Genomic DNA, 14,086 nt, shown 5'->3' on the forward strand with positions numbered 1-14,086 from the left:
AAAACTAAAAAGTAACACGCAACTTCAGTGCCGCTAGATAAAGGTTATCTTCGGTATTATTATGGGATGGATGATGAATCCATTGGATACTGGGCACTAGAAGTATATGCTTATAGAGTTGCCATTTGTAATAGGTTTCCAGTAAATACTGATCGCGATCGTTATTAGCCGTTTGTCCCCAACTGATACCCACACCCACAAAATCACCAGTCTGACTTATTGTATAGCCAATGCCTGTACTCAGTGTTTTTTGCTGAAAACTAACACCACGATCAGCAATTCCGAAACGTAAAAAGGGTAACCATTGGCCAAAACGCTGACTTAATGTTGCAGTAGCCCCCCAATCACTTGGAATACCAGCTTCTTTTCGCTCATCCGCATGCCATAAAGTGACATGAATATTATTGGCCCATCGCTCATCCCAAGAACCAATACGCCCAAACTCTAAGTGAGACAGGTGCTCCGAGGTATTAAAGAAGCTATCGAAGGCATCCTCAGGCCGATGTGGATTACCATTGATATCGGAAATACTGCCTGTAATGTAATAATTACTCGGCATTAACCAACGACCCGCAACACCTAAACCTTGCGCAGGTGTTGGAATCGTTGGATTGGTTGCAAATGCTAGGTTATTAAATTCAGTCCAAACATTTATCAAACCATAAACATCGAGGAAGTCAGCAACGTCAATGATACCTGCGATGTAACCAAACTCATTGTTTTTAAAGCTTTGCCCCCAATAAAGGTTTGTCAACACGGACTTTTTATCACTGAAAGTGGGGCCACTCACACCAGAGACCCCCGCCGACGGCAAAAGTACTTGAGGACTCAATGTTGTGCCGATGCGGTGACGATTCTCCACTTTAAAAACTAACCGACCAGGTGCACTCGATTCTGCATCTAAATTCCACGTCCCATATAAGCGTAACGCGCCCCCAATAGCGCTGGTCTCTGAAGGACTACTATTCAACTGTTGTGCAAGTACCTGATAATCTGCAGCTAAAGATAAATTATACTCAGCGAAAGATGGGATGCTTGGCCAGCTAGGATGCTCAGACTTTCTGATGTATTCAATTTCCTTTAGCTGACTTGGCACAGAACTAGGCCCGAGATCCAATTCTGGTTGAGTGGAGTCTACAGTTTCAGAGCAGACTGGCGCGGAACAAAAAACGACTAACATAAGGAAAAGAGGAAAAGAGGAAAAGGCTTACTCGTAATATCCATTGCTTTATCACCTTGTGAATAATGGGGACACTACAACCAGTTATCTACCTGAAATATAAAGTCTTATATGCCGAAGAGCTTGCTATCACTTCGCTACATTCGCCATCAAACTAGAAAAGGTAAGACACCAAACGCCGTTTAATTTATCAAGCGAGAAACACCTTTGACAACAAATGATAGCAAAACCAACATTATTTAAACTTATAACTTGATATCAATATAAGTGCCAAAAATATTGGTACTCCCCTTTAAAGTTGTGAAATGCCATGTGCGAACCCAGAATCCAAGGCTTGAACGGTTAAGTTGATTTCGTGGATTACAGTTTGAATGCGTTGGCCTGGCGCCTCTTAAGCGTATGAATTAAAAAATATATACAAGTTGTTCATCGTTAAGAAACACCACGCCATTTGCCATTAGTGCTTATCTTCCTATTGTTCGAGTCATGCGTCTGAACGCACATAACAAACCTAGTATGACACTCCACAGTCCAAAGCTGCCGCCACCCGAAGAATTCTCCACTTCGGCTTTAAGCTGCACACTGGCTACTGCTGCGGCACTCTTCCCCGTGCTTGTACTGACCACCAGCTCAAACTCCGCCATCGTATCCTGTGACAATGCAGTCGCCGCAATCTTTAGGATTGATGTTGTGTCACCCGTCAATGTCAACGCAGGACCGGAACGTTGACGCCACTGATATGTGAGCAATTGACTGTCACCGTCGAAACTGTCGGCGCCACTCAGCTCCACACTACCAGGGGTTTGCAAGGTGACACTCACATTAAATGCCCCATTAATTTTCGCTACCGGCAAAGCTTTAACCTGCACAACCTCTGCAACAGTCGTCAGCGTTTTACCCGCGACCGAGTCGACAGAATGCTGCAACTCCAACTTAAGATCTGTACTTTTTTGAACGCCGCTCGTGTTCAGCTCAAAGCTAAGCTGTTGACCTTGGCTATTTTTAGGCAGTTCGACTTCCCAATTAATACGGTTACCATTGACCACACCACCACCCGCATCTTTGACCGAAATCCCCTCAGGTAATACGGTGCTCAGAGAATAATGCTTATCGGCCCCCGATTCATTGGCGAGAATATCAATGGTGTACACAAGGGGTTCACCGCTGATTAATTGCGCCTTATCCGCACTCATGGTCACATCATCCATACCACGGGTGAGTTCGAAGTACACAGAGCCAATATTGTCAGCGAGATTAGGATGCGTCCCTAAGGTAGCCTTAGCAAAGTAGACTTCATTCTCGGCCATCGGCAAATCCCAAGTCAGAGTGAGGTCAAACATTTCACCAGGTGCTACCGTAGTGGGAACCACACCCGTTAGTGATGAATCCGTTTTACGCACTTTCACCATAGATATTGAGTGTTTATCTAGGTTATGCGGTGCAGTTCCCTGATAGTTGTGTATTACGGCGAGGTAATTTGCTGGCGTTGGCGTCTCAATAAAGCAAGACTCCTTACTGTCTTCACGACCGCTCACGCACACCGCATTGTCCAACTCGAGCTGGCTGGGTTTACCGTCTAAATTGCTGTCACGCACGATAAACAAATCCAAATCTGGCGCGTCTGCACTGTTAACCCACACCCCGACCATGGCAACGGATGAATTAGTATTCAGCGGAATGACATGGTAGGTTTCTGGATTTTGAGCTCGATACTTAGCGTCAGGATCCCAAGCGGTTTGGCCTTCGACTGTGTCGACCTTAGACAACCCCATGAGCTGCACCTGCAAGTCATCAGAGCCTATCGAAGCAAAACCCGGCAGCGTAAAGCTGTCTGCATCGCGATGGGCGGTGATTTTAACCACCTCTTCAGTTGGTACGTTACCCCCGGTAAATTCAGCCGCAACAGTCAAATGCTGCTCAGGAAAGCCTGAGGCACTCAGTTGGATCTCACCAAAACTCCACAGGGAAGACAGTGAAGCGGTAGGGCTTGCAGTAATAGTCAATTGCTGCGACTGCCCCGCCTTTAATGCAAAACTGGCGGGCGAGACTGCTAACATCAACCCCTCGGTTTGACTCTGTGTAGACAAAGTCCAGCTCGCATCGGCGGTTGCGGTGACTGTGCGAGTCCATTCACACTTGGTCAGACACTTCAGCCCCACCATAGTAGGCAGGTTTAATTGAGCAGGATCGCCCGCTTTTGCGGGATCTGCATCAAGGTAATCCTGTTCGCTGATACGTAATAACAGCCCCGCTTTGACGGCTTTATCGATTTGAATACGTCCCGCCCCTGCATCAAAGGGCGTTGATGCTTCTTTAATCCCATCACCATCGTCGTCCTTGAAGGTGTTGCTGTTTGCCGTCGTCATAATTGCCGATTGCGCCTCATCTGGCGTCCAATGTGGACGCAGCGCCGCTAACAGCGTCAGAGCCCCCGCAACGTGAGGACTGGCCATAGAGGTGCCACTCATAAAGTCGAACTCACGTGGCACAGCAATGCTTGGTTCCACAAAAGGCCATTCGGTTGTGTGGCCGGCAAAGATGTCGACGCCGGGCGCAGCTATATCGGGAGTAATAGTGCTAGGGATAGGATAGTTAGGGCCTCGAGATGAGAAACTCCCCGCGATATCGCCATTTTCAGGAATATGTATATATTGCGACTCATTGATAGCGAGCTGATGGTTAGCGCCACTGGCAAGCCACGAGAGTAATGTCTCGCCATCACTCATCTTTAAGTGAATCGCGGGCAACGTATGTAAGTCCTGCTCGATGTTATCACTGGCAGCATCTACGTTAATCAAGATCAACCCACCAGCACCACCCGCTTGCACATTGCGGCCCTTCTCCACCCGCGCAATATCACCACGGCGACATACCACGATTTCGCCATTGAAAGTTCCCGCCCGGAAGGGGGTATTACAATTACCGTCACCAAAGGATGCCGCATCGACGACGAGGCCAGAAAACGCGTAACTGACACCGGCGCCTTTTAGGGTCGCTAATGGGCTATCGCCGCCAGAAACCCAGCTTAGGGTCTTCTCACTGTAACCTCTGTCATGGGTATAGGCTGCAACTGTGGTAATCCAAGGTGAATTTCCGGGCGCGCCAACGGTTTCGGCCGCAGGGCCAGAGTTACCGGCAGCGGTCACGGCATGAATGCCTGCACTTCTCGCAGCCAAAAACGCGAATGAATCCGCAGACTCCCATGGGCTATCTGCTGCGCCACCCACTGAATAGTTAATAACGTTAACTCCGTTTGCCACAGCATGTTCAAGCGCGAGGATAGTCAAATCAGGAAAGCAGCCACCGTAGTTAGGATCCTCGCCCGACTTAGGTAAACAAACCTGATAGGAAATAATGTTCGCCCGCGGCGCGACACCACTGACTTTTGGGATCCTAACTTGCGCATCGTCACCGATTGCATTACCCGGCACAATATTTTCAACCGGATTCCCCGCCACTGTCGATGCCACATGGGTGCCATGGCCATGCATGTCCCAGCCCACATTGATGATGTCAGGCTTAGGGAAACCGTCATAGATATTTCCAGGGTAATACCCACGGAGTTCAGGATAACTAATGACTCCAATCAGTTTGTCATTGCATAAGCCATCATGGTCGACACAGTCGCCAAGATACTTACCTGTGCCTAAGGGGTTTTGGTGCTGATATCCATCGGATGCCAGAGCCGCAAAAGAAGGATGGTCGGCATCTATGCCCGTATCAATAATACCGACAACCACTCCCTCACCTTTACTCGGCGCATCCATTCCGCTGCCATTCCAAATCCCATCGGCGCCAATAAAGGCGGGACCAGTATCGGTCAATAGTCGGCTAAGGCGCATCTTTTCGATTCGAATGCCAGTCTTGGTAGCTTGCAGCTTCGCAGCTTCCTCCTTCGAGAGTCTCACTGTAGCGGCGTTAATTAAAGTGCCATATTGGTGTTCAAAATGAAGTGAACGTCCCAATACCGCAGACAAGCTCTTGCGCGAATCTTCTTGCTGCTTGGTCAATTTTTGCAAGTAACTCTGACTCGCAACGTTAGCGAGGTTGAATTTGGCCGTAGCAGTACTCTCCCCCATGATGCCAGCACTTGGCAGGCTCTTATACGCGAGCGCCAGTGAGGGCTGTGGAAAGTGGATAAAGTACAGATCGCTGATATCTCGTTGGCGAATACTGGTTAAAGGTTTGGTTTCTGCATTCAATGGCTGTGCGCGATATTTTGTATCAATGGGCTCAGCAATGCTGTGACAACTAAGAATGGCAATAGCCAATAAACTGAGTCTGAACACGTCTTGACTCCTTAAAAAAAGTAAAGTGAATTCAGGCCACTGCTATCGCAGTGGCCGATTTTTATGATTATTGTTTGCGACGCAGTAGGCCAAGCAGCAACAGTGGTAGGACACCAAAGCCTGTTCCACCGCCGCTACTCGAGGCAGGTTTAGCAACCACTTCACCGTTAAGCGATGCCGAGGTCTGGTTTACGCCATCGGAGGCAGTAACTTGGGCAACAAACGTTCCCGGTTTGGTTGGCGTGCCCGAAATCATCATAGTGCTGGCATTAAAGCTCATGCCATCAGGCAGACCCGATACCGCAATCGTCAACTCATCGCCTTCCACATCCGTGAAATACCCTGCCAAGGAATACTCGTAGGACTTACCCTCCTCCACACTGAAGGTGCTAAAAGGCCCCTTGAATAACGGAGCAACATCGTTAGCGTTAACAAGGTTGATAATGACGTCGGTGACTGTACCGACGATATTGTTACGCTCGGTTTGCACTTTAAGGGTTATAGACTTCAGATTTTCATAATCCAGTGCAGCAGCGTTAGCTACAGTGATTACGCCCTCTGGACTGACGGCGATAGGATTGCCTGGTATGGCTCCCATTTGCACTATGTTAACCGATGTCCATTGGCTGTTTGCCTCACCGAAGAAACCATTAATGGTGGTCGATAACGTACCAATCTCTTTGCCCTCGGGTGTATTTTCCTCTACCTCAAACACCTGATTCGCTTCTACGTTTTGAATGCTACCATCTCGCTGCTGCTTGGCTGCGATGACCATGTTGCTATTCAGGTCCATCAGTAGGAAGTCTGATAATGAGCAAGCTCCAGGACTAACCGCCTGAATGCCAGCCTTAGTGTTTGGGACACTCCATGCGCCACCGGCTTCACACCACGAATCTCTAAATGCCCATAACATAGCGCTTTCGTTGGGAGCCAATGTCATTTCCCATTGCCACTGCGCGCCTTCTGCCCCATCACTATCGAGACGATTCATGTTGATCATCGCAGTGCTGTAACGTTCCTTATCGACGTAATCCCCCGTCGACCAATCAAACTCGCTAGTGACATACTTACTGCCGAATTTCACCGGGTTAAACATTACCGACTTGCCATTCGCCGTCGGCATCACATCACGGTCAGTGCCGATAACAAACGCCATCTGCTGGTCAAAGGTTGCTGGTGAATTCAAGCCATGGTGATACATGTCTTCTAAACACGCCTGCGCAACGACGGTGTCACCACCTGGGGTAAAGTAGGTCGGCAAAGAAGAAATTTTGGGGGGAGGAGCTGGCATCCACCACGGATCATCAGAACTGTAGTCCGCGATGACTGTCTGCGGTTTACCATTGTCATCGATATAAACGCGTAAATTAGCGACTCGCTCAGCGTTGCTAAGGCTGAAATCCACGAAAGGATCGAAACTCTCAGCCAGTCCATACATGTCAATCACGGCTTCAGAGTACAAAGCGTTTTCAAGCAACATGTCGCCGAACTTATCCATGTGCCCTGAGACTGAAATATCCATAGGTCCATGCATCTGCACCGCAATCGCATATTTTTGACCACTGACCGAACACTGTGCTTCGGGCATTACTGCTGCCGCCACATGCTTGATCATATTATTAGTATTTTCAAAACCAGCAGGAAGATTAGGTTGTGATGCAACGACAGGAAGCGCCATCATATGGGCCGGATAGGCGTTGATATTGGTAAAGGCCTGTTTAACCGCAAAGGTTTCTTGTGCCCAAGGTAATGTTTTGGGAAGCTCCCAAATTCCATCATTGTAAGTGTTGAATTCACGGCGAATTTTCCCCTCTGGACGGGGAAAAACTGACCAGCCCATGCTGAGTGTTGGCAGTTGTTCAGCACTTAAGGTGAGATAACCGTTAAGCTCAAATTGCTCCCATGCATCAATGCCAAAGTCTTCAGTGTTATTGAGTTTGGACATCGGCAGCTTGGCGGCATCAATTTCCAAGATAACAGGCACTGACAAAGTGCTCTTGGCTGGCACAGTGACTTTGGCCGGGAAACTCCAATTGATGGCGGCATTGCCCTCACGGTCAGGGGCAACCTCAATGGCCAGAGTATAAGTCTTGGCTGAATCACTGTAATTCTTCAGCGCGACTTCTTTTATCAGCCTTGCTTTACCTGATACGAGTTGCTGACCAAAAGTTAAGTTGGGTTGATACGAACTATGCTCCCACACGGCAACGGGTGAGTTCAGAGCCGCCTCTAGGTTTTCAACCCCGGTGCCAATTTGAGTCACGGAGGCTCTCTGGCCACTATCACCACGTTGGATAGTATGATTTGCGGTATTGGCCAACAAGGCTTTCACTTCAACTGCCGAGACATCACGGCTGGCTTTTAAAATCGCAGCCGCAGCCGCCATACGCGCAACCGGGAATTCTTTTTCGCTGGACGCTAAGGTTTGCGCGGCGCCACCCACAAGGGCAACGGTTTCTTCGCTGGCATAAGTCACCAGATCGGGTTTAAGGGTTTGGATACCACGCACAGGGCCGTGGGGTGTCCATGCAGTGGTTGCCAGTAAATCATCGCTAAGAGACTCCACAGCCCCCACTGTTAATGATTCTGCGGTCGCCCCCAAATTGCCAATATTGTATTTCGTTGGCAGCTCGCCGTAATAGCCGGCACTGACCACCACCAACACTCCTTTAGATGCAATGCTGTTGACCATAATGTGATCAAAAATCGCGCCGGATGAGTTGGGATCATTCGGATCGTAGTAAGCTGCAAAGTTACCGCCATAAACGCTCTGATCCACGACGATGATATTGGCCCCCTTCTCGACGGCATCTTCCATCGCGGCCGCCATATCTGTATGGGAAGGAAATCGCGGAGAAGGACCGCTTCCCCATGGATCAGACAAGCCCGCCATTTTATAAGCCAACAATTTGGCTCCCGGAGCCTGCTGGTGAATAAGAGATGCGATCATAGTGCCGCGACCAGTAGGGAACTCAAAACCAGAGACCGGATTGACATAGCTCATGTCACTGTCGAGCGGATTGGGGTCTTCACCCCAGCCAAATTCAGATGAATAGTCGCGACCAGCGATAACAAGATCTGTCGGGAAGCCATCAAATTCGGCCGTATTATTGATTTTTGCCTCGTCGTACGCTGCAGCTGTTCCAGCACCGCCCAGTGTCGCATGGGTATAATCAATCCCAGTAGACAAAATAGCGATAACAGTTCCTTTACCCGCGAGTGGATCATCACTTAAGGCTGGAGCTTTACCAACAGCAGTTGCGCGCGGCGCCGAAGTGGTTGCCACTCCCTTAGTCGCAGATGGCATGGCCTTGGAGACTTGTTCAAGCTGTTTGGATTGCAGCGAACTGACAGCCTTAACCTCACGATTCGCTTTTATCGTTTGTGCGGCCGATGCCGACATCTCCACATGCAATGAATTTATCGCCTTGCTGCTGGTTGTCAGAATTTTTGCGCTGCTGTCTAGGCTCTGGATCTGGGCGATAAGTTGCTGCTGTTGCAGTTGTATATCCTGTCGATTCCCACCCTGCCACTCACTCTTTCCCGCGAGTAAGATGTCAAATTGAGACTTTTCTTGAGTTGAATTCCCCACATGTTGCGGCGCTAATTTACCAAATGCATTCGTGACAGGGCGAGCATCGATGCAGGCTGGCGCCAACGCAATACTGATGCAAACACAAAGATGGGACATTTTTATTGCCATTTTGCTTCCTTTTTCGATTCTTAATTTTTTGATTAGTTTTTATTGCGAACCACGCCCTTAGAACGCACCTAGGGCATCTGAAGCAAATGGATAACAAAATTGTAAAATCGCTTGAAGATCGGCAACATCACATTTGAGTCTCTTTGATGTCACTTTTTTATCATTTACTTAAAAGTCATAAGCTTGCACTATCAACAGCCAATGAATACGTAACAATGTGTATCGACTAATATGTTAAAAGTTGACTTGTCTAGCGCAGTCATTATTAATGTCTCGTCTAATCAAGCAGCGGGTAATGTAGGTGTTTAGGGGAATGAAGCTCGGTGATTATCGAGTTGGTACGTGGTGGATTGTTGCCCGCGAGCTAAAACTCATCCGTTACGATGAACAGCATCAGTTGATTGAAGAATCCTTGCCACCTAAGGTGTTTGAGGTGCTGTTAAAATTGGTGACCTCAGCAGATCACACTGTCACCCGTAATGAACTGATTGAAGACGTGTGGGCTGGTAATGTCTCGGTGGGAACTCGAGGTATCACCAATGCCATTTACGCCCTAAGAAAACTGCTGGATGAAGGCGATGAGCGAAGTATCAACACCATCTCCAAAACGGGCTATCAGCTATTGTTACCAGTCTCTAGGCCCACCGAATCGTTCAAACCTGATACCTTGCCTTCAAGCAAGCGATCACGCGTAAACTTTCGCACCATGATGCTAGTCGCTGCGACTTTGGCAGTGCTCTTCCTTTTGATGGTGTCTTATTTTGTGACCCGCGAGCCAGCTGCGTCCGTCATTCGTTACTCTAAACCCGAACCTATTAGTTATCTTGAAGGCATTGAAGAAACGCCATCAGTCTCACCCGACGGTAAGTCGTTGGCGTTTATGTGGATGAAGGACAACGAACCCGCCAGAATTTTTGTGCAATCACTCACAGAGGCCAATGCCACACTACGCCAGTTGAGTTTTAGTGAATTCAATGAAACGACTCCCACCTGGTCGCCGGATGGCAAGCAGATAGCGTATTTGAGATTGGATGATTCTGGAGCCTGTGAGGTATGGATTAAAGAACTCAAAACCGTCCAGGAGCGAAAGCTCACAAGCTGCGTTCAAGAGCGGTACCATAAGGCGCTAGATTGGTCCCCATCCGGAAAGTTTTTAGCCCTCATAGATGCCACAGCGTCGGGCAATACCGCCGTCTTCCTATATGAGTTATCGAGTGGAAAGAAAACCCAAGTCAGCTTTCCCAAACAAGGGGAGCGGGATCACCAATTAGCTTGGGCACATGCCTCCGACACCCTCGCATTTATCAGAGCGCTGGGCACATTTACCTATGATTTATACTTACTGCCATTCGGGGAACAGGTACAACGGTTAACCCATGATGAGGTTCCTATACACGGACTGACTTGGGATATCGATGATAAAGGCATAGTATTCAACTCCGTTCGTGATGGTGGACACGCCTATTGGCGTTACCTCGTCGCCAGCGCCGACATTGAGTTTGTGCACCGTGACCAAACACCTTTTAACATTGTCGCGCTGCCACAATCTAAATCCTATGCCTATGTAAAACATGCATCTCAGGAGCAATTGGTCTACATACATGACGCTAAAGAACAAGTTATCGAGTCGACAGGGCGAGACTTATATGGCGTCATCTCACCCGACCGCCAACAACTTGCCTTTCTATCCAATCGCAGCGGGAAATTTGAGATTTGGGTCAGCGATACATTTGGCAGACAAGCGTTTCAGCTCACCAACTCACAAGGCTTACCCGATTTAGCCTCCTGGTCCCCGGACGGACACAGCATCTTAACCGTGGTGGATTCTGCCAATGAAAAACCTAAAGTCATTCAGACTGCAGTCTCCTCCAGAGAACAAAAAACCTTATTGCAGGATGGTTTTCAATATCGAAATCCTGTGTGGGCGGATTCCACAAACACCATAATGGTCTCCAGCAACCGTGGCGGTGATTGGCAACTCTGGCGGTACGATATTAAGTCGCGCAGCTTCGAACAACTGACCCGCGCAGGTGGCCAATATGGTATCTATATTAAAAACACCTTGTACTACACGCGCCCTAACACTGCTGGATTATGGCGACAAACCGCATCGGGAGTGGATGAAAACCTAATCCCCGCATTGGCAGCAGATGACTGGGGGAACTGGGTCTATCAAGATGGGGGAATCTATTTCATCAAAAGAGATAAAGATGCTGACAAGCTGATTTACTGGAAAGACGGTACTGAGCAGGAAATTCAATCCTTTGCAAAGGGCAGTATTAAAATTCACCGAAGCCTTTCCATCGATGTAGAGCGAAACATAGTTGTGACTAAGCTGGGAAAACGCGCTGCCAATATTCTCACGATCGCCCCGATAAAGGATGGAGCCTGACAGAACTTAGCTAACTTGATTAATTCATCTCTTTGACATGTCAAATGGCAGTGAAAACGTGCACAAGGCTTAAGACCATAGTGTTTGCTTTAAAACAGTACCGAATGCAAACAAAAAAAGCGGCGAGTGAAAAAGCAAAATAGATGCTAACGAGCAGATTTTAGACACAAAAAAACCGACTCTAGGTCGGTTTGAGTCCCTTTGGAAGGGATGGTACCAGAGGACGGACTCGAACCGTCACGCTTTTAAGGGCGGCGGATTTTGAATCCGCTGTGTCTACCGATTTCACCACTCTGGCATTATCAAAATTAGAGCTAACAAAAACAAGCAGCTGGCTCTAAGTGCTGGGAATTATACCTTTGCCTTTGACAATGGCAAGCCCTTTTCAAAGGCAGGATAGTAAATTAGTTTTAACCGCTCAAAAATCCAACTCTGATAAACCAAGGCCGGTTATTCGGCGCCATGGGCGAGTAAAAATTGGGTGTATTCCTTATCGCTCTTTTGAATATGATTGACTAGCCAAGCTTTTAAAAATGCCATGAGTTCATCGGCTACATCTTCACCTCTAGCTACCCTCTTTTGAAAATCAAGCACTTGACCCACCAGCTGGGCATGCTTTTCCTTGTGGGCCACGGTTTGGGGATAGCCAAAACGTGCAAACAATTCTTCTTCATAGGAGAAATGGTTCGCGGTGTAATCCACCAGCCCTTGGACGATACGCTTAATCGCCTCAAGCCCATATGCCTCACTTAACGTCCGGTGTAATTCATTGATTAATGAGACTAAGCGTTGGTGCTGACGGTTAATCTCTGGCATGCCGATATCAAGCTCTTGCCCCCATTTCACGAATAACTTACTTTGGGCTTGGCTCGAATTAAACATCTTAGCATCGACATGGAATCGATGCAGCAGGGAGCCAATTTCCTGTGACATGTTATACACCTTAAGACTGGATAAGTTGGTGTGGTTGGTATGGCGCGCATTTTTTAGGGCAAGATCGGCCATCACGCTGATATTTTTGTTAATTTCTTCGGCAACTGCATGTTGCTCTTCCGAAGCCGTTGCGATTTGGTGGGACATATCGGTAATGCTTTCAACCTGAGTCACTATGTCACCGAGGGCTTGATGGGCTTGCTCCACCATCACGGCGGTTTCGTCGGCAATGGTGACGTTCTTAAGCATCACTTCTACGCTCTGCTGCGCGCCCTTTTGCAACGTTGTAATCTGCTGTTGAATTTCGGCGGTAGCCTCTGAGGTACGTTTAGCTAAGTTACGCACTTCATCGGCGACAACCGCAAAGCCACGGCCATGTTCACCGGCGCGCGCACTCTCAATCGCCGCATTGAGTGCCAATAGGTTTGTTTGCTCTGCAACTTGAGAGATGGTTTCAATGATACTGCTAATGCTATTGGTATCGGCGGCAAGGTGTTCGATAACGCCTTTAGTTTGGTGAATTTGCGATTTCATATCGCTGATTTTATTAACGATAGTACCAATTAACTCATCACCGTGTTTCGCCGAGCCTTGGGCAATATCGGCCGCACGCGCCGTACTGGCGGCATTTTGTGAGACTTCTTGTACGGTGGAGACCATCTGCGTCATAGCCGTTGCGGCCAACTCGGTTTGACGCTCCTGTTCGAGCACGCCCTGTTTTGCCTGCTCGCTGATCGCTTTAATATCGGTCGCGACTTTCTTCATCCACTCACTCGTATCGACGAGGGAGAGAATAGTGCGACTAACATCTTCGCCCATGCGGTTGATACTGTGGACAACCGTGATAAACACACCCGCATCTTTCTCATCGAGCTGATAACTTAAATCCCCATCCCCTAAGTGATGGGCCGCACGCTCTAAGTGCCGTAAGTTACGGATCAACTTGTTAATATTTAAAAAGAGAATCACTGCAAGGGCAATTAAACACAGCGCCGCAATCCAGTGGGCACTGGTCGCTAAACAATAGAGTGGATATAAGAGTAAGACCATGGGCGCAAAAATAATACCGTAGCCCATGGTGCCTTTTTGGACACTGATGCCAGCCATTCTTGTCTCCTTCAAAAATGCTATTTCACTTGCTTGCGAGAACTAACTCGTTGGTAACCAACAGATCTTTGTATCATTTAATGATTTTTTCGTACTCGATACTCTTAAGACTAGTCCCGAATGAAACAAGAAACAAAGCCCGAAGGAATGACTTTAGCTATATTTTACCTAGCGCTAAATTTGAGCCAGATCACAGGGTTAATCTGTAGTTACAACATTGTTTTAAGATGTCGATTTTTTATTGATCGAGATCAGTATTTACAGCCGCTAAGGGCGCTAGTGTAAGGGGGACTTCACAGGAAAGAGGATTTCAATCATGGCATTTTGGTTAGATTTAATGTTCGGTAACCCAATTGGTTTACTCTCAATGATCGTTATCTTTAGCACTATAGGGATAATTTCTTATATCACTTGGATGTTCATTGTGAAGTCCGCGCAACAATCGTAGTTTTTGCTTCCAAATTGTTATTCTGTTCATTGTA

6 protein-coding genes and 1 tRNA gene are annotated in these 14,086 nt (G+C 47.8%); 2 read left to right on the plus strand and 5 right to left on the minus strand.

The window, feature by feature from the left end; translation table 11 throughout:
- Nucleotides 1-4 precede the first annotated feature (4 nt).
- From L2713_RS20565 to L2713_RS01690, 3 genes are all read right to left on the minus strand, one after another.
- Nucleotides 5-1,096: a carbohydrate porin gene (locus L2713_RS20565; protein ID WP_248966655.1), complete on the minus strand. Its 1,092-nt coding sequence runs from the start codon at nt 1,094-1,096 to the stop codon at nt 5-7.
- A 548-nt stretch (nt 1,097-1,644) separates the two neighbouring features.
- Nucleotides 1,645-5,469, minus strand: a complete 3,825-nt coding sequence (locus L2713_RS01685) for a S8 family serine peptidase (protein WP_248966656.1) — start codon at nt 5,467-5,469, stop codon at nt 1,645-1,647.
- A gap of 67 nt (nt 5,470-5,536) precedes the next feature.
- On the minus strand, nt 5,537-9,172 hold the full coding sequence (locus L2713_RS01690) for a putative Ig domain-containing protein (protein WP_248966657.1): 3,636 nt from the start codon (nt 9,170-9,172) through the stop codon (nt 5,537-5,539).
- Nucleotides 9,173-9,485: 313 nt separating this feature from the next.
- Here L2713_RS01690 and L2713_RS01695 point away from each other — a divergent pair, with 313 nt between their 5' ends.
- Nucleotides 9,486-11,564: a winged helix-turn-helix domain-containing protein gene (locus L2713_RS01695; protein WP_248966659.1), complete on the plus strand. Its 2,079-nt coding sequence runs from the start codon at nt 9,486-9,488 to the stop codon at nt 11,562-11,564.
- Nucleotides 11,565-11,775: 211 nt separating this feature from the next.
- On the opposite strand, the gene L2713_RS01700 is transcribed toward L2713_RS01695, so the two are convergent.
- Nucleotides 11,776-11,862, minus strand: a tRNA-Leu gene (locus L2713_RS01700).
- A 152-nt stretch (nt 11,863-12,014) separates the two neighbouring features.
- Nucleotides 12,015-13,604, minus strand: coding sequence for a bacteriohemerythrin (locus tag L2713_RS01705; protein ID WP_248966661.1), 1,590 nt, complete (start codon nt 13,602-13,604; stop codon nt 12,015-12,017).
- Nucleotides 13,605-13,920: 316 nt separating this feature from the next.
- Here L2713_RS01705 and L2713_RS01710 point away from each other — a divergent pair, with 316 nt between their 5' ends.
- Nucleotides 13,921-14,052, plus strand: a complete 132-nt coding sequence (locus L2713_RS01710; protein WP_011715898.1) for a DUF3149 domain-containing protein — start codon at nt 13,921-13,923, stop codon at nt 14,050-14,052.
- The last annotated feature ends 34 nt before the right edge of the window (nt 14,053-14,086 follow it).

It is taken from the genome of Shewanella seohaensis (assembly GCF_023283775.1).
Taxonomy (GTDB): Bacteria; Pseudomonadota; Gammaproteobacteria; order Enterobacterales; family Shewanellaceae; genus Shewanella; species Shewanella seohaensis.